Genomic DNA, 15,982 nt, shown 5'->3' with positions numbered 1-15,982 from the left:
TCACGCGGCGGCTTTCGCGAGCAGCCACACCAGCAGCGCCTTCTGGGCGTGCAGCCGGTTCTCGGCTTCGTCCCACACCACGCTGTGCGAACCGTCGAGCACCTCGTCGGTGATCTCCTCGCCACGGTGCGCCGGAAGGCAGTGCAGCACAATCGCTTCCGGGTTTGCGGCGGCCAGCAGTTCGGTGTTGAGCTGGAACGGGCGGAACGGGCCGACGCGATCGAGCCCGTCGTTCTCCTGACCCATCGAGGTCCAGGTGTCGGTGACGAGCACATCGGCGCCGGTGGCACCGCTGACGGGGTCGCCCGTAACCGCCACTGTCGCACCGGTTTCGGCGGCACGCTTGGCGGCGGCCTCCATGATCCAGGGCAGCGGCTCGAAACCGGCGGGCGCGGCGACGGTCACGTTCATCCCCGCCGTGACACCACCGAGCAGCAGCGAGTGCGCCATGTTGTTGGCGCCGTCACCGAAGAAGGTGAGATTGAGCCCGGCCAGCGAACCCTTGCGCTCGGCGATCGTCTGCAGATCGGCGAGGACCTGACACGGGTGGAACTCGTTGGACAGCGCGTTCACCACGGGAACCGTTGCGGTGGCGGTCATTTCGTCCAGCCGTGACTGCTCGAAGGTGCGCCAGACGATGGCGTCGACATAGCGCGACAGCACGCTGCCGGTGTCGCCGAGGGTTTCCTCACGGCCGAGCTGGGTGTCGCGACCGTCGACGACCACGGCGTGCCCGCCGAGCTGGGCGATGCCGAGTTCGAAGGAGAACCGGGTGCGGGTGGAGTTCTTCTCGAAGATCACCCCGACTCCGCGCGGGCCGTCCAGCGGGCGGTGCGCGAAGGGGTTCTTCTTGAGTTCGGCGGCGAGAGCGAGGATTTCGGCCTGTTCGGCCTGGCTCACGTCGTCGTCGCGCAGGAAATGGCGCAGGGTCACTTGGTCGCTCCCTTGGCATCGGCGGCGGCCTTGTCGAGGATCTCGGGCAGGTCGGCGACGAAATTGTCGGCCTGGGTTTCGGTGAGCACCAGGGGCGGTGCCAACCGGATCACGTTGGGCTTGGCGGGATTCAGCAGGTATCCCGCCTCGCGCGCCCGTTCGTCCACGTGGGCGGAGATGTCGTTGCGCAGCACGATGCCGATTAGCAGACCCGCCCCACGCACGTGGTCGATCTCGGGGTGCTCGAGCAGGGCGATGCCGTCGCTGAGCTTCTTGCCGACCCATTCCACATGGCTCAGCAGGTCCTCGGAGTCGATGGTGCGCAGCACGGCCAGAGCCGCCGCGGCACAGACCGGATTGCCCCCGAAGGTGGTGCCGTGCAGGCCGGGAGTGAGCAGTTCGGCCGCCCGTCCCTGCGCCAGCACGGCACCGATCGGGAGGCCACCACCCAGCCCCTTGGCGAGGGTGATCGCGTCGGGCACGATGCCGGCCGCCTGGTGTGCGAAAAATGTTCCGGTGCGGCCGATTCCGGTCTGCACCTCGTCCAGGATCAGCAAAGCCCCTGCCCGCGAGGTGATTTCGCGGGCCTTGGCGAGGTAGTCGAACGGCGGGACGACCACACCGCTCTCCCCCATCATCGGCTCCAGGAACACCGCGGCGGTGTCGGAGTCGACGACGGCTTCCAGGGCGGCGGCGTCACCGTAGGGCACGTGCACGACGCCGGGCGGCATCGGCTCGAACGGCGCCCGCTTCGACGGCTGACCGGTGAGCGCGAGCGCGCCCATGGTCCGCCCGTGGAACGCCTCCTCGGCGGCGACGATCTTGGACCGCCCGGTGAGCCGCGCGATCTTGAACGCGGCCTCGTTGGCCTCGGTGCCGGAGTTGCAGAAGAACGCCTTGCCCTCGCCGTCACCGAAGTGGGCGAGCAGCTTCTCGGCCAGCTCGATCACCGGTTCGCTGACATACAGGTTCGACACGTGGCCGAGGGTGCCGAGCTGCTGGGTGACCGCCTCGAGGATGGCCGGATGCCCGTGGCCGAGGCTGTTGACCGCGATACCACCGAGGAAATCGACGTAGCGTTTGCCGTCGGCGTCGTAGAGCACCGCCCCGGCGCCGCGCACCAGCGCCACCTTGGGGGTGCCGTAGTTGTTCATCATCGCGGCCGACCACCGCTGCTGCAGTTTCGCCACTTCACTCATCTTCGGCCTCCCCCGGGGTCACCATGGTTCCGATTCCTTCTCCGGTGAACAGTTCAAGTAGTACCGAATGCGGGACGCGCCCGTCGATGACGTGGGCACTCGGCACACCGCCGCGCACCGCGCGCAGGCAGGCCTCCATCTTCGGCACCATGCCCGCGTCCAGGCTCGGCAGCAACTCGGCGAGGGCATCGACGTCGATCCGGCTGGTGAGCGAGGAGCGGTCCGGCCAGTCGGTGTAGAGGCCCTCGACATCGGTGAGGACGACGAGCTTCTCGGCGCCGATGCCCTCGGCCAGCGCGGCCGCGGCGGTGTCGGCGTTGATGTTGTGCACTACGCCGTCGGCGTCGGGGGCGATGGTGGAGACCACCGGGATGCGGCCCGCGTCGATCAGGTCGAGCACGGCGCCGGGGTTGACCTCGGTGACATCGCCGACCAGCCCGATATCGGTGGCCACCCCGTCGACGGCGACGGTGCGCCGGGTGGCGGTGAACAGGTGCGCGTCCTCACCGGAGATGCCGACCGCGTACGGCCCGTGCGCGTTGATCAGCCCGACCAGCTCGCGCCCGACCTGACCGAACAGCACCATCCGCACCACATCCATCACTTCGGGGGTGGTGACGCGGAAGCCGCCACGGAATTCGCCTTCCATACCGAGCTTCTTCAGCATGGCATTGATCTGCGGGCCGCCGCCGTGCACGACAACGGGGTGCACGCCGACGGTGCGCAGGAACGCCATGTCGGCGGCGAAGGCGGACTTGAGGTCGTCGTCGATCATGGCGTTGCCGCCGTACTTCACGACGACGATCTTGTCGCGGAACTTCTGCAGCCACGGCAGCGCGTCGGCCAGGACATGCGCCTTGTCGAGAGCCGAAAGGCTGTGCAGGACACCGGCGTTCATGAGCTGTACGCCGAGTTCTCTTCGACGTAGCCGTGCGAGAGGTCGGTGGTGCGCACCATGGCGGTGCCCTCGCCCACGTTGAGCTCGATCAGCACGTCGATATCGGCACCGGACAGGTCGACCTCACGCGCGCCCGGAGCGCCGACACTGTCGACACAGACCGGATTCCCGTTGAACGACACCGCGATCCGATGTGGGTCGAGGGTCACCGGGGCGATGCCGACGGCGGCGAGCACCCGGCCCCAGTTCGGGTCGGAGCCGAACAGCGCGGTCTTGACCAGGTTGTCGCGGGCGACGGCACGGGCGACGGTGAGTGCCTCGTCCTCGGTAGCCGCGCCGGTGACGGTGACTCGTACCCGCTTGGTGACGCCCTCGGCGTCGGCCATGAGCTGAGCGGCCAGGTCGTCGCACACGGTGAACACGGCGGCGTCGAGGTCGTCCTGGGATGGGGCGACGCCGCTCGCACCGTTGGCCAGCAGCAGCACAGTGTCGTTGGTGGAGCAGGAGCCGTCGACGTCGAGCCGGTCGAAGGTGTATTTCGTGGCCTTGCGCAGCGCCTCGTCGAGCTGTTCGGGGGTGGCCACCGCGTCGGTGGTGAGCACGACGAGCATGGTGGCCAGTGAGGGGGCGAGCATGCCCGCGCCCTTGGCCATGCCGCCGACGTTCCACTTGTCCTCGTGGTGGAAGGCCGATTCCTTGGGAACCGTGTCGGTGGTCATGATGGCGTGGGCCGCGTCGGAGCCGCCGGTGAGACCACCGCCCATCTCGTGCACGATCTCGGTGATCGCGGGGACGAGTTTGTCCATCGGCAGCCGGTCACCGATCAGGCCGGTGGAGCAGACCGCGATCTCACCGGCGCCGGTCTCGGTGCCCCAATTGCTCAGTGCCGCAGCGAGTTCCTCGGCGGTCTTGTGAGTGTCCTGGAAACCACCGTGGCCGGTGCAGGCGTTGGCGCCACCGGAATTGAGGATGACCGCGCGCACGTGACCGGACTTCAGCACCTGCTGCGACCACAGCACCGGGGCGGCCTTCACCTGGTTGCGGGTGAACACGCCCGCCGCCGCGTATTCGGGCCCCTCGTTGAGCACCAGCGCGAGGTCGGGTTTGCCGCTGGCCTTGATGCCCGCCGCGATGCCCGCCGCGCGGAAGCCGAGCGGGGCCGTGACGCCCTGGGTGTGGATGAGTTTGCCGTGGTCCGGCGCGTGCGGATCAGGGGTTGTCACGGTGCCACTCCTACGGTGGAAAGTCCTGCGGTCTCGTCGAAACCGACGGCCAGATTCATCGATTGCACCGCGGCGCCCGCGGTGCCCTTGGTCAGATTGTCGATCGCGCCGATCACCACGAGCAGGCCCGCGTCGGCGTCGACGGCGACCTGCAGGGTGATGGCGTTGGAGCCGAGAACCGAACCGGTCTGCGGCAGCATGCCTTCGGGCAGCAGGTGCACGAAAGGTTCGTCGGCGTAAGCCTTTTCATAGACCGCCCGGGCCTCGGCGGCATCCACCTTCACCGGCGCGGTGCAGGTGGCGAGAATGCCGCGTGGCATCGGCGCGAGCACCGGCGTGAAGGACACCGAGACATCCACGCCGCCTGCGGCTTTGAGGTTCTGCGCGATCTCGGGGGTGTGCCGGTGCGCACCCGCCACGCTGTAGGCGCGCACGCTGCCCATCACCTCGGAACCGAGCAGGCCGATGTCGAGTTTGCGGCCCGCGCCGGAGGCGCCGCTCACCGCGACGACGTTCACGGTGGGCTCGATGATGCCCGCCGCGACAGCCGGTGCGAGCGCGACACTGGACACCGTCGGGTAGCAGCCGGGCACCGCGATGCGGCGGGCACCGGCGAGCCGGGCGCGGGCGCCGGGCAGTTCGGGCAGACCGTAGGGCCAGCTGCCCGCGTGGGCGCTGCCGTAGTACTTCTCCCAGGCGGCGGGGTCGGTGAGCCGGAAGTCGGCACCGCAGTCGATGACGACCGTCGATTCGGGCAGTGCCTGGGCGATCGCACCGGACTGGCCGTGCGGCAGGCCGAGGAACACGATGTCGTGCCCGGCCAGGGTTTCGGGGGTGGTTTCCTGCAGGATCCGGTCGGCCAGCGGCAGCAGCTGCGGCTGCAGCGCGCCGAGGGCGGTGCCCGCGTTGGATCCGGCGGTCAGCGCCCCGATCTCGAGGCGCCCGGCTCGGTATTCGGGATGGCCGAGCAGCAGACGCAACACCTCGCCACCGGCGTACCCACTGGCACCGGCAACCGCCACCCGCAATACGGGTCCTCCGGACGTTTCCACCATGTGATGATTATGCACGAGTATGCAAGCTCATTCATGCGCGGGTGTGACCGATTCGGCGGCGCGTGCCCCGATCAGGCGCGCGACCAGCGGGAACACCAGCACCGTCGTGGCGCCCGCGGCCACCAGTATCGAGGCTACCTCGCTACTCAGCAGGCCGGTGCGGGTCGCGACCTGCGTCACCGCGACGATGATCGGCAGACCGGTTGCCGCGTAGAGGGCCAACTGCACCCGCTCACGGCCGGTGGGAAGGTTCAGCCCGTGCGACACGAAACGCTCGCTCAGCCACACCGGCAGACCGCGTGCGATCGCGATGGTGACCACGAACCACACCCACAGCGCCGGGTTACCCGCAACGGCGGACACGTCGATACCCATTCCGGAGACCACGAAGAAGACGGGGATCAGCAGGCCGTAGCCGATGGCCTCGAGCGAGGCGTCCACGTCGGGGTGGCCCGCGGCGATGAGTTTACGCAGGATCATGCCCGCGGCGAAGGCGCCGAGTACCACGTCGAGGTCGAATTCCTCGGCGATCACCATGAGGACGAGGAGTAGCAGCACGACCCCGCGCACCGGGAGCTGCGAGGTGCCGCCGTCGAGCCGGCCGAGCGCCGATCCGAGGTCGGGCATCCGGTCGAGCATGCGCACCGGGATCAGGCCGACGAGCATCGCCGCGACCACGAACATCAGCACGGTGACGAGCGCCGACATGGAGTCGCGGCTGCTCAGCAGCACCGACATCGCGACGATGGGCCCGAGTTCACCCACCGCGCCGTGCGTCATCACCGCGCGACCGAGTGGCGAGTCGGCGATTCCGGCTTGTTTCAGAATCGGCAGGAGCGTGCCGAGCGCGGTGGAGGTGAGCGCGATGGCCACGGCGATGCGGGTGCCCGTCGACCGGTCGGTGGCCAGGGTGACGATCCCGAACGCGAAGACCAGGCACACCAGCCAGACCAGCCAGGCCGTTCGCCCAGACTTCCCCCGCAGCAGCGCCGGGTCGAGTTCGTAGCCCGCCAGCAGGAACAACATCCCGAGCCCGAGCTCGCTGACGAGGTCGACGCCGCCCCCGGTGCCCGCCCACCCGAGCACGTACGGGCCGAGCACCGCACCCGCGACCAGCAGGATCACCACATCGGGCAGATATCCGCGCAGCAGGCGCGACACCACCGGCGCGATCACCGCGACCAGCGCGATCCAGAACAGCGACACGATCGGCGTCGGCCCGTCGGCACCGGCGGAAGCGAGCAGCTCCATGCGGGTCATCGTGGCACAGCCCACCACCCGATCCCCGGCACCGCCTGTGTCCCCGTGCGACCACGCGAGTCCCGCGCAAGACAGCACGGGGGTGGCACCACCCGGTCAGCCGTCACGGTCCGTGCCGGGCACGGCATCCAGCGACACCGGTGTACTGCACAACTCCTCGGCATCGTTACGCGAGAGGCCAAGTGCGACAAGGATTCCGACGGTCATTTCGTCTACGGTCACGGCACAGTCCCGGTCGGGTTGCCGGAGCAGCAGGCGTCCGAGGCCGAGTAGCGATCCGGTCACCAGTGCCATCGCCAGGTCGGTGTCCTCGACGACGAAACGTCCCGCGCGTGTCGCGGCGGCGATGTCTCGTTCGGCGCGCGGCGCGAGGCCGTGGTCGGATTCGATCAGCGAGGCGGCGGAGTTGATCAGGATCCGGCTGAGGTCGGGCTGCAGCCGAAACAGTCGCCCGACGATACGGAACGACTTGGCGAATATCTCCGCCGGATCGGCGAGGTCGGCCGTCAGTGCGTCGAGGTAGTCGCCGAGCGACTCCAACGCGCTGTCGACCGCCGCGACGAAGAGTTCTTCCCGGCTGGCGAAGTGGTTGTAGAAGGAGCCCATTCCCACGTCCGCGGCCTGCGTGATCTCGAGGATGGGCGCGTTGAGCCTGCCCTCGGCGATAAAGCGTTGCCCGGCCGCGATCAGCGCCGAGCGGGTGCGAGCTTTGCGGCGTTCGAGCCGGTTCGCTGCGGTGGGCATCGTCGTTGGTCACCTTCCGACAGTGGTTCGGCCTGCCGCGATCTTATCCACCATCAAATCTGACGAATTCCTCAGAACCCTTGACTGAACGAATAGTCATAGTTGACGATATCGTCAGAACTAGCGGATGCCGAGGAGGAGGCGAGATGTCGGTAGGCCACAGCGACACACATCGCGGCTTGCATGTCGATCAGGGCGCGCTGCCGGGCGAGCACCCCGGCCGCGCCGGAAACCCGATCGTCAAGGTCGCCGGCCTCGCCTGGCTCGAGTTCGGCAAGCCCGACCTGCTGAGGGCCGAAGCGTTCGCGCTGGCCTTCGGGTTCTCGGTCGCCTACCGCAGCTCGGCGGAGATACACCTGCGCGGCACGCAGGCAGGCACGCCGTGCGTGATCGTCCGTAAGGCAGAGCGCTCTCACTTCACGGGCGCGGCGTTCCAGGCCGCCGAGGAGTCCGACCTGCTCAGGCTCGCCGAGGCGACAGGTCATCAAGTGCGACGGCTACCCGAGAGCCTCGGCGGAACGGGCGTCACCTTGCACGACCCGGGTGGCGGGACCGTCCGGGTCGTGGCGGGCACGCATCAGTTGCCAAAGCTACCGGGGCAGACCGCGCACCCACTCAACGTCGGTGCATCCACCCCACGGATCAACGCGACGCAGCGACCACCGCGGGTGCCTGCCCGTGTCGAGCGGCTCGGCCATGTCGTGGTCTCGCGCACCCGCTTCCTCGAGAACCTGAACTGGTATCTGGAGCATCTCGGCCTGATCGTGAGCGATTTTCTGTACTTCGACGGACAGCGCGCACGCGGGCCGGTGATGGCCTTCATCCGCTGCGACCGCGGGAACACGCCGACTGACCATCACACCCTCGCCATGACGCTCGGCCCCTCGGATCGTTACGTGCATTCGGCGTATCAGGTGTGCGACCTCGACGCGCTCGCGGCCGGTGGCGAGTTCCTGACCGCACGTGGCTATCGGCGGTCCTGGGGAATCGGACGACATATCCAGGGCAGTCAGATCTTCGACTACTGGCGCGATCCCGACGGTTTCCTCGTCGAGCACTTCACCGACGGCGACCTGTTCGACAGCTCACTGGAACCCGGCTGGGCACCGATGACGGCCTCGGGGCTGGCGCAGTGGGGCCCACCGGCGACCAAGGACTTCCTCGGTATCGCACCGAGCCGCAACTCGCTGCGGGAACTGCGTTCCCTCTTCTCTTCGCTCAACCGAGACAACGAATTCGACGCCCAGCGCTTGCGGGGCCTTCTGAAAGTAGCCGGCTCATGAGCATTTCCGTGGTGCGCACCAACGACGCATGGTGGGTACTGACCCCAGACGGCGCTGCCCGAATCGACACCGAGGCTGTGACCACGGGCGAACTGCTGGCCGACCGCGCCGCGATCGAATCGGCACGCCGCGGCACCGACACCACGCCGGTGGAGACCCTGGCGTTGGTCTCCCCGGTGACCGCGCCGTGCCGGGTGGTCGCGCAGATGACCAATTACGTGTCGCACGTGCGGGATTCGGGGATGAACCCGCAGACGGTTCCGCTGACATTTTTCCGCAAATCGTCCGGATCCATCAGCGGTCCGGAGGACGACATCGTCAAACCGCCGCACGTGCGGTTGCTGGACTACGAGATCGAGATCGGGCTCGTCATCGGCGCGCCGCTGCCGGTCGGCACCACACTCGACACGTCGAATATCGGGGGCTTCATCGCCGGTTTGGTCATCACCGACGATGTCTCCGCCCGCGACGTCCAACTGCCCAAAACCCAGTTCTACGAGGGTAAGTCCTATCCCACCTTCACGCCGGTCGGCCCGGTGTTGCTGCTGCTCGAAGCGGGCGAGTTCGACAGATTCGACGAGCTGTGCCTGACATTGCGCGTCAATGGCCGGGTGCGCCAGCACAGCACGGTGGCCGACATGATCTACGGCCCACTCGAAACCCTGCGCGCCCTGACCGGTTTCCAGCGTATGGATCCGGGCGACCTGTTGCTCACCGGTACCCCGGGCGGAACCGCCTTGAAGGCCCCCGCCAAACCCCTCGAGATTCTCGGGTCACTGATCCCGCCCGCGCTCAAGTGGAAGATCTTCTTCGCCAAGCAGGCATCGAACCCGGACTACCTGCACGACGGCGATGTGCTCGAGCTGACCGTCTCGACACCGGACGGCGCGCTCGACCTCGGCGTTCAGCGCACCAGGGTGCGTTATGGGCACTGAGCAAGGCCGGATCGAGCACTACCCGGTCGTGATCGTCGGTGCGGGTCCGACCGGCATGACCGCCGCATTGCTGTTGGCGCGGTACGGCATCGAGTGTCTGATCCTCGATCGCTGGGAGAAGGTGTATCCGCAGCCGCGGGCGGTGCACCTCGACGACGAGGTGTACCGCATTCTCGCCGACCTAGGTCTGGGCGACGCGTTCGCGGGGATCTCCCGGCCCGGCCGCGGCCTTCGGCTGGTCGACTCCGCCATCGCCACGCTCGCCGAGTTCGACCGCGATCCCGCCCGGATGCCACACGGATTCCCGCCGGCCAACATGTTCGACCAGCCGGATCTCGAAGTCCTGCTGCGGTCGCGGCTGGCATCGACGGCGGGCGCCCTAATGCGGGGCGGCTGTGAGGTGCTGGACGTGGCGAACACACCCGAGCACGCCCGTGTGCGATACCTCACTGCAGAAGCCGATGAAACACGCACTGTCACAGCGGATTTCGTGCTCGGTTGCGATGGCGCCAACAGTGTCGTGCGCGCATCGATCGGTGCACGCATGCGCGATCTCGGTCTGGAACAGCGGTGGCTGGTGGTCGACATCGCCACCGACGCCGACCTCGGGCAGTGGGATGGCGTGCACCAGGTGTGCGACCGGGAACGGGCCGCGACGTACATGCGCATCGGCGCCGCCCGCTACCGCTGGGAGTTCCGTCTGCGTGACGACGAGTCCGCGGACCAGTTCGCCACACTCGACGCCATCGAGCCGCTCCTGTCCCCCTGGCTACGCGAGGTGAGCGATCCCCACCTGACGCTGATCCGGTCCGCCGGATACACCTTTCGCGCCCAGGTGGTCGACCGGTGGCGGGACCGCAGGATCTTCCTGCTCGGTGACGCGGCGCATCTCACCCCGCCGTTCATCGGGCAGGGCATGGGCGCGGGTCTGCGCGACGCCCAGAATCTGATCTGGAAGCTGGTCGCCGTCCTCGGCTCGGCACTGCCCGACGCCGCACTCGACTCTTATCGAACCGAGCGTGAACCGCACGTCAGGTCCATGATCGCGCTGGCCGTCGCCGTCGGATGGGCGATGACGTGCGGCGCGACGACCCGCGCCCTGGCCTGCGAGTGGGTGTGGCCCGTGCTCGGCCGGGTTCCCGGCCTCGAAGCCAAGCTGACCGACAGCGCCACACCGCGACTGACCCGGTCGATGTTCGTGGCGCGACGCGCGTTTCGGCCGCTCGACCTGGCCGGATCGCTGTGCCCGAACTGCCTGGTCGAGGGTGGCAGGCGGGTCGACGACATCGCTGCCGGGCGTTTCCTCTTCGTCGCGACCGCCCCGATCTCCCGCGAACAGCGGACCGAACTCGACCGGCGCGGTGCAGCGATATTGGTGGTATCGGCGTCGTCGGAGCTCGGCGAATGGCTGCGCCGTGGACGAGCGAGCGCCGCGATCGTGCGCCCCGATAAAACCGTACTGGCGGCTTCTCGCTCGGCCTCTTCCCTCCATACCCGCGTACCGAGTTGCCCCACCCTGTCGACCGCGCCCGCAGACCCTGGTCGAACCGGCCCGCAGACCGAAGTGCTTCGTAGACCACATCATTCGCAGGCCGGTGAGTCTTCCGCTCGCGCTCGTTCGGCCGGACAGGAGTCGGCATGAAGACAGCGATCGTCACCGGAGCGTCCTCCGGAATCGGGCGGGCCGTGGCCGCCGCCCTGGTCGCGCGCGGCTACCACGTCCTCGGGACGAGCCGTGACAGTTCCACCGTGGCTGATCCCGTGCCTGGGGTGGACTACCGCGATCTGGATCTCACCGATCGTGGCTCGATCGCCCGTTTCGTCGACGCACTCGACAGCACAGCCGTCGACGTGCTGGTCAACAACGCCGGGGAGAGTCAATGTGGACCGCTCGAAGAGCTGCCGATGGACGCCGTGCAGAGGTTGTTCCAGCTCAACGTCTTCGGTGCGGTCGAACTGATCCAGCTGCTGTTGCCGGGGATGCGGGAACGCGGTCGCGGCAAGATCGTCAATATCGGGTCCATGCTCGCGAGCTTCCCGCTCGCCTACCGATCGTCCTATGTCGCGACCAAAGCCGCCCTCAAAGGTTTCGCGACCGCCACGCGCTACGAGTTGAAGCCGTACGGCATCGACATCACCACCGTCGAACCCGGCTCCATCGCGACCGGACTGTCCGGACGCCGCACGAAGTACCTGGGCGACGACTCCCCTTACCGTGCGCGGTTCACCGCGGCGATCGCCGCCCTCGATGCCAAGGAGGCCACGGGGATCTCGGCAGACGAGGTCGCCCGCACCGTGCTCGAAGCTATCGACGCCGAGCACACTTTGCCGCTCTACGCCGTCGGCTCCAATGCGCCTGTCGTGTTCCTGGCTCAGCGGTTGTTGCCACGCCGGGTGATCGAGGCCGCCATGGCCAGGGCGTACGGAGGCAGGACCGCATCGTGAAGCTGCTGCACAACAGACGGTTTCGCCTCCTCCTCACTGCAGCGGCGGTGACAATGATCGCGAGCTGTTCGCTACATGGCGCCGAGCAGGCACGCGATGGCTCGACCCAGATCACTGCGGATTTCGAGAACATCGCGGGGATCTTCGAGGGCAACGACGTGATGGTCCTCGGTATCGCGGTGGGTAAGGTCGGCAGGATCGTGCCCAAGGGCACCTTCGTCGAGGTCCACATGACCATCGAGTCGGGGGTGAAGATCCCCAAGGAGGCGATCGCCGCGATCATCTCCCCCTCGATCGTCACCGACCGCCACATCGAGATCACCCCGCCCTACACCGGTGGGGAGGCACTCGAGTCCGGTGATCACCTGCCCAAGGCGCGCACCAGGACACCGGTCGAGCTGGACACGATGATCAAGACCATCGACCAGTTCGCCGCCGCACTCGAGCCCGAAGAGGGCCAGGAAGGGCTCGGCCCGCTCTCGGGCCGGGTGCTGTACCCGGTACTCAACGGCAACGGCCAGAAGATCCGCGAAACCCTCGATGCCCTGTCCTCGGCCCTGAAGGTCGGTATCGACAACAAGGACGCGATCTCCAACATCATCATCAAGCTCAACGAGCTCACCACGATGCTGGCCGACAACGACCAGTCGGTGCGCGACTTCAGCAACCAGGTCACCCAGATGTCGGGGCTGCTCGCCGAACAGGCTCCGGGCCTGCAGGCCACCCTCGACCAGCTCAACGGGTTCCTGGCCAACACCTCCACGACCTTCGGCGAGCACGCCGACACGTTGTCGGAATCGTTGACCGGAATCACGAACGTCACCAACCAGCTGCGCGCCAACTCCGGCGCGATGATCGAGATCGTCGATATCGCGCCCCTGCTGATGCAGAACATCGACGGCGCGATGGACCCCGAGCGCAAGATCTTCCGCTCACACGCATTGATCGGGACCACGCTCTCCGGCGAGATGGTCAGTCTGTTCTGTGAGCGTGTCCAGATGCATTCCGACGGTTGCCGTTCCGGGAACTCGCATGACCTCGGCCCGGACTACGGGTTCACGGCCGCATTGCTGGGGATCACGAAATAGCCTGGACCGACGCGGCGGTATCGGGTTGTAGGTGCGCGAGGAGGAGTTTGATCAGCAGTACCGGGCCGAACCAGAGCAGGAAGGTGGGCACTGTGAGCATTGTCGTGGTGATCGCGACGCCGAATACTGTGGCGGCGAAGGCGATCGGCACGCGCAGCTGATCAGGCACCGAGAGCACGACGACGGCCGCCGCGAGGACGAGGCTGTAGATGGCCGCCGCGACCCACCAACCGAAACCCGGGACCACCAGCGCCAGCAGGAACGGTTGGCCGTGGACGGCGACGAACGTGAGGTGATGGCGGGTGGTTCGGCCGGGCCGGTGGAACCAGTTTTTGGCCGATGCTGTCGCATTGACCACGGCGCCGCCGAAGAGGTCGAAGCCGATCAGGGCGACCACCGCGACGATCAGCGCGGAGCCGCCTGCGTTTCGCGCGAGCAGCGCAGCCGTCACCCCACCGAAGACCGCGGACGAATAGCACAGGGCTGCTTCGCTTCTCGTCGCTCCCGGCGCGATCAGCCGGTCGGTGATCGTCATCGCCGGATACCTTCCACGCACACTTGCACGAGGGGTTCGGTCAAATCGGTGAGCGCGATGCGGTCGTCGGCCAGCCACTGCACCAGGCACCCTTCGATGGCGCCGACGATCACCGCCGCATGCGCGTCGCCGATGCCCGCCCGCAATTGCCCCTCGGCGTCGGCCGCGCGCAGCAATTCCGCGACGGCCGCCCGGTAGCCCTCGTAGACAGCCGCCATGTCCAACGGCGTCCTGGCCGACCACACGTCCAGCAACACGCGCGCGTAATCCGGGTGGGCCGCCAGCATCGCCACGGTCGACCGGATCAACTGAGCCAGCCGATCCAACGCGGGCCCGGTTCCTGGCGCGGCGAGTTGTTGTTCCGCGCGCGCACGGTATTGGTCGAACGCGGCGGTGAGCAGCTCCTCCCGGCTGCTGACCGCGAGGTAGACACTCCCTTTCGCGACCCCGGCCTCCGCCGCCACATCCTCGATCCGCGATGCGGCGAACCCTTTTCTGGCGAAGACCCGGACGGCCGCCTCCAGAATTTCGGTCCGCCGCGCATCCACATCCACTCGCTTCGGCATGGGCTAATAATGACTGACCAGTCAGCCATAGTCCATAGTCGGTCGGACGCGCGATCACCACGCCGTGGTGGCGGCTCTCGGACAATGCCGCTACCAGCGCGTGGTGATCGGCTGACCAGCGGCGGTCGGTGGCGAGATTCAGCGTTTGGTGACGACTCGTTCGCCCTCGCCGGGTTTCCAGATGGTGATGGCGAGCTGGTCGTCGGCGACTTCGACCGTGGAGGCGCTGGTGAGGTCGGCGATGTAGAAGTGGTCGAATTTCTGGCCGCGGATGTCGAAACCGCTGTCGTCGAAGAGTTTCTGCGCGAAGCGGGCGTGGACGGATTCGTCCTTCAGGTCGGTGACGGTGCCGAAGAGTTTGGCGTCGCCCTCGGTGACGTTGGTGTCGACGGTTGCGGTGTGCAGGCAGAAGCGGGGGTCGCGGGCGAGGTCGTCGAACTTGCGCGTGTCCGGCATGCCCGCCAGCACCAGCATGTCCTCGAAGACCATCGGCTCGATCGGGCTGATCCGTGGCCATCCGTCGGCGCGGAGGGTGCCGAGCATGCACAGATTGCCGGTGGCTCGGTGTCTGCGCAGGAACAGCTCGCAGATGCGCGGCGCTTCCTCGGTGAACTGGCTCCAAGTGGTCATACGCCCACGCTACGACGCAACCTTGACATCCTGTGTCAAGGTTCGCGGCTAGCCTCGGAGTATGCGAGCGAGCAGGCTGGTACAGCTACTGCTCCTGCTGCAAGCCAACGGCGGGGCAACGGCCGGGGAGCTCGCGCGGGAGCTGGAGGTGTCGGTGCGCACGGTGTACCGGGATGTGGAGGCCCTGTCGGCGGCGGGCGTGCCGGTGTACAGCGAACCCGGGCGCGGCGGTGGGGTGCGACTGGTCGACGGATACCGAACCCGGCTCACCGGCCTCACCTCCGACGAGGCCGACGCCGTGTTGCTGGCCGGCCTACCGGGCGCCGCCGCCGACCTCGGCCTCGGCACCGTCCTCGCCACCGCACAGCTGAAAATGCTGGCCGCGCTGCCACCGGAACTGCGCGGCCGGGCCACCCGCATCGCCGAACGCGTCCACATCGATATGCCCGGCTGGTTCCACCGCCCCGACGAAACCCCCACCCTCGCAACCATCGCCGACGCCGTCTGGCACGACCGCCGCCTCGCGATCACCTACCGGCGGGGTGACGACGTCGTCGAACGCACGGTCGACCCATTGGGCCTGGTGATGAAGGCGGGCACCTGGTATCTCGTCGCGCGCGTCCGCTCCGATATCCGCTCCTACCGCGCAAGCCGAATTGACACGGCCGCCCCCACCGGCGAAACATTCGACCGCCCAGCCGATTTCGACCTCGCTGCCCACTGGCAGGCAGCAGCGGTCGACTTCGGGCGGTCCATGCTGAAAGTCAGCGCACAATGCCGGATCGCCACCGAGCACCTCGGCCTCCTGCACCTCATGAACGACCCAGCAGCCGTCCACGCCGCACTGGCCTCCCTCGGCCCCACCGCCCCCGACGGCTGGGCCGACATCACCATCCCCTCCGAATCCTACGAAGTACTGACCCACGCCCTACTCCCCCTGGCCGACCACATCGAAGTCCTCGCTCCACCCGAGTTCCGCGCCCACCTACGGACGATCACCGAGGCCATAGCCGCCCGCTACCGCACCACCTAAATCCGCCATGACCGCACTCCCAGCCCCCACGACCCGACCTCGAGGAGGGTCCGCCGCGAAGCGGCGCAGCGGCCCGGCCGCGCGAACAGCGCTCGAAGCGCATGCGCCGCAGGCGCGAGTCTCGAGCGCTGTTCGCGCGGCCCCGCAGGGGCCGC

At 67.8% G+C, this 15,982-nt stretch carries 16 protein-coding genes; 6 read left to right on the top strand and 10 right to left on the bottom strand.

Annotation, left to right across the window (positions count from 1 at the left end; translation table 11 throughout):
• The 7 genes from argF to LDL21_RS29040 form a co-directional block, all read right to left on the bottom strand.
• Window positions 1-933, bottom strand: coding sequence for an ornithine carbamoyltransferase (argF, locus tag LDL21_RS29070; protein WP_225282587.1), 933 nt, complete (start codon window positions 931-933; stop codon window positions 1-3).
• Entirely contained in the window at window positions 930-2,132 is a 1,203-nt protein-coding gene (locus tag LDL21_RS29065; RefSeq protein ID WP_181697749.1) for an acetylornithine transaminase, read from the bottom strand. Before LDL21_RS29065 ends, argF begins: the two co-directional genes overlap by 4 nt.
• Complete coding sequence (gene argB, locus LDL21_RS29060; RefSeq protein ID WP_225282586.1) at window positions 2,125-3,030, bottom strand: acetylglutamate kinase; 906 nt, start codon at window positions 3,028-3,030, stop codon at window positions 2,125-2,127. Before argB ends, LDL21_RS29065 begins: the two co-directional genes overlap by 8 nt.
• Entirely contained in the window at window positions 3,027-4,253 is a 1,227-nt protein-coding gene (gene argJ, locus LDL21_RS29055; RefSeq protein WP_225282585.1) for a bifunctional glutamate N-acetyltransferase/amino-acid acetyltransferase ArgJ, read from the bottom strand. Before argJ ends, argB begins: the two co-directional genes overlap by 4 nt.
• Window positions 4,250-5,308 carry an N-acetyl-gamma-glutamyl-phosphate reductase gene (gene argC, locus LDL21_RS29050; RefSeq protein ID WP_181697746.1) on the bottom strand — a complete coding sequence of 353 codons (1,059 nt, stop codon included), beginning with the start codon at window positions 5,306-5,308 and terminating at the stop codon, window positions 4,250-4,252. Before argC ends, argJ begins: the two co-directional genes overlap by 4 nt.
• Window positions 5,309-5,335: 27 nt before the next feature.
• On the bottom strand, window positions 5,336-6,559 hold the full coding sequence (locus tag LDL21_RS29045) for a cation:proton antiporter (RefSeq protein ID WP_225282584.1): 1,224 nt from the start codon (window positions 6,557-6,559) through the stop codon (window positions 5,336-5,338).
• Window positions 6,560-6,664: 105 nt separating this feature from the next.
• Window positions 6,665-7,312, bottom strand: coding sequence for a TetR/AcrR family transcriptional regulator (locus LDL21_RS29040; RefSeq protein WP_225282583.1), 648 nt, complete (start codon window positions 7,310-7,312; stop codon window positions 6,665-6,667).
• A 146-nt stretch (window positions 7,313-7,458) separates the two neighbouring features.
• Here LDL21_RS29040 and LDL21_RS29035 point away from each other — a divergent pair, with 146 nt between their 5' ends.
• Genes LDL21_RS29035 through LDL21_RS29015 form a run of 5 tightly spaced genes read left to right on the top strand, consistent with a single transcriptional unit; the run spans window position 7,459 to window position 13,063 of the window.
• On the top strand, window positions 7,459-8,595 hold the full coding sequence (locus LDL21_RS29035) for a VOC family protein (protein WP_225282607.1): 1,137 nt from the start codon (window positions 7,459-7,461) through the stop codon (window positions 8,593-8,595).
• The gene (locus LDL21_RS29030) at window positions 8,592-9,530 is read left to right on the top strand and encodes a fumarylacetoacetate hydrolase family protein (protein ID WP_225282582.1); all 939 of its coding nucleotides are present in this window, start codon (window positions 8,592-8,594) and stop codon (window positions 9,528-9,530) included. The genes LDL21_RS29035 and LDL21_RS29030 overlap by 4 nt, the downstream gene beginning before the upstream one ends.
• Window positions 9,520-11,172 carry a bifunctional 3-(3-hydroxy-phenyl)propionate/3-hydroxycinnamic acid hydroxylase MhpA gene (gene mhpA, locus LDL21_RS29025; protein ID WP_225282581.1) on the top strand — a complete coding sequence of 551 codons (1,653 nt, stop codon included), beginning with the start codon at window positions 9,520-9,522 and terminating at the stop codon, window positions 11,170-11,172. The genes LDL21_RS29030 and mhpA overlap by 11 nt, the downstream gene beginning before the upstream one ends.
• Window positions 11,169-11,975 carry an SDR family NAD(P)-dependent oxidoreductase gene (locus tag LDL21_RS29020; RefSeq protein ID WP_225282580.1) on the top strand — a complete coding sequence of 269 codons (807 nt, stop codon included), beginning with the start codon at window positions 11,169-11,171 and terminating at the stop codon, window positions 11,973-11,975. Before mhpA ends, LDL21_RS29020 begins: the two co-directional genes overlap by 4 nt.
• Window positions 11,976-11,977: 2 nt before the next feature.
• Window positions 11,978-13,063 carry an MlaD family protein gene (locus LDL21_RS29015; RefSeq protein ID WP_255675718.1) on the top strand — a complete coding sequence of 362 codons (1,086 nt, stop codon included), beginning with the start codon at window positions 11,978-11,980 and terminating at the stop codon, window positions 13,061-13,063.
• Here LDL21_RS29015 and LDL21_RS29010 read toward each other — a convergent pair.
• The 3 genes from LDL21_RS29010 to LDL21_RS29000 form a co-directional block, all read right to left on the bottom strand.
• On the bottom strand, window positions 13,053-13,598 hold the full coding sequence (locus tag LDL21_RS29010; RefSeq protein WP_225282578.1) for a hypothetical protein: 546 nt from the start codon (window positions 13,596-13,598) through the stop codon (window positions 13,053-13,055). The genes LDL21_RS29015 and LDL21_RS29010 overlap by 11 nt on opposite strands.
• The gene (locus tag LDL21_RS29005; protein ID WP_225282577.1) at window positions 13,595-14,164 is read right to left on the bottom strand and encodes a TetR/AcrR family transcriptional regulator; all 570 of its coding nucleotides are present in this window, start codon (window positions 14,162-14,164) and stop codon (window positions 13,595-13,597) included. The genes LDL21_RS29010 and LDL21_RS29005 overlap by 4 nt, the downstream gene beginning before the upstream one ends.
• A gap of 138 nt (window positions 14,165-14,302) precedes the next feature.
• Window positions 14,303-14,794: a pyridoxamine 5'-phosphate oxidase family protein gene (locus tag LDL21_RS29000; protein WP_225282576.1), complete on the bottom strand. Its 492-nt coding sequence runs from the start codon at window positions 14,792-14,794 to the stop codon at window positions 14,303-14,305.
• Between the two features lie 61 nt (window positions 14,795-14,855).
• Here LDL21_RS29000 and LDL21_RS28995 point away from each other — a divergent pair, with 61 nt between their 5' ends.
• Window positions 14,856-15,827, top strand: a complete 972-nt coding sequence (locus LDL21_RS28995; protein ID WP_225282575.1) for a helix-turn-helix transcriptional regulator — start codon at window positions 14,856-14,858, stop codon at window positions 15,825-15,827.
• The last annotated feature ends 155 nt before the right edge of the window (window positions 15,828-15,982 follow it).

It is taken from the genome of Nocardia rosealba (genome assembly GCF_020216065.1).
Lineage (GTDB): Bacteria > Actinomycetota > Actinomycetes > Mycobacteriales > Mycobacteriaceae > Nocardia > Nocardia rosealba.
This window is presented reverse-complemented; position numbering and strand designations above follow the sequence as displayed.

Excerpts from the sequence above, each read along its gene's own strand:
- LDL21_RS28995 (WP_225282575.1), top strand. The coding sequence starts at position 14,856 with ATGCGAGCGAGCAGGCTGGTACAGCTACTGCTCCTGCTGCAAGCCAAC.
- LDL21_RS29065 (WP_181697749.1), bottom strand. The coding sequence starts at position 2,132 with ATGAGTGAAGTGGCGAAACTGCAGCAGCGGTGGTCGGCCGCGATGATG.
- LDL21_RS29020 (WP_225282580.1), top strand. The coding sequence starts at position 11,169 with ATGAAGACAGCGATCGTCACCGGAGCGTCCTCCGGAATCGGGCGGGCC.
- LDL21_RS29005 (WP_225282577.1), bottom strand. The coding sequence starts at position 14,164 with ATGCCGAAGCGAGTGGATGTGGATGCGCGGCGGACCGAAATTCTGGAG.
- argC (WP_181697746.1), bottom strand. The coding sequence starts at position 5,308 with ATGGTGGAAACGTCCGGAGGACCCGTATTGCGGGTGGCGGTTGCCGGT.
- LDL21_RS29010 (WP_225282578.1), bottom strand. The coding sequence starts at position 13,598 with ATGACGATCACCGACCGGCTGATCGCGCCGGGAGCGACGAGAAGCGAA.
- argB (WP_225282586.1), bottom strand. The coding sequence starts at position 3,030 with ATGAACGCCGGTGTCCTGCACAGCCTTTCGGCTCTCGACAAGGCGCAT.
- LDL21_RS29035 (WP_225282607.1), top strand. The coding sequence starts at position 7,459 with ATGTCGGTAGGCCACAGCGACACACATCGCGGCTTGCATGTCGATCAG.
- LDL21_RS29030 (WP_225282582.1), top strand. The coding sequence starts at position 8,592 with ATGAGCATTTCCGTGGTGCGCACCAACGACGCATGGTGGGTACTGACC.
- LDL21_RS29040 (WP_225282583.1), bottom strand. The coding sequence starts at position 7,312 with ATGCCCACCGCAGCGAACCGGCTCGAACGCCGCAAAGCTCGCACCCGC.
- LDL21_RS29045 (WP_225282584.1), bottom strand. The coding sequence starts at position 6,559 with ATGGAGCTGCTCGCTTCCGCCGGTGCCGACGGGCCGACGCCGATCGTG.
- mhpA (WP_225282581.1), top strand. The coding sequence starts at position 9,520 with ATGGGCACTGAGCAAGGCCGGATCGAGCACTACCCGGTCGTGATCGTC.
- LDL21_RS29000 (WP_225282576.1), bottom strand. The coding sequence starts at position 14,794 with ATGACCACTTGGAGCCAGTTCACCGAGGAAGCGCCGCGCATCTGCGAG.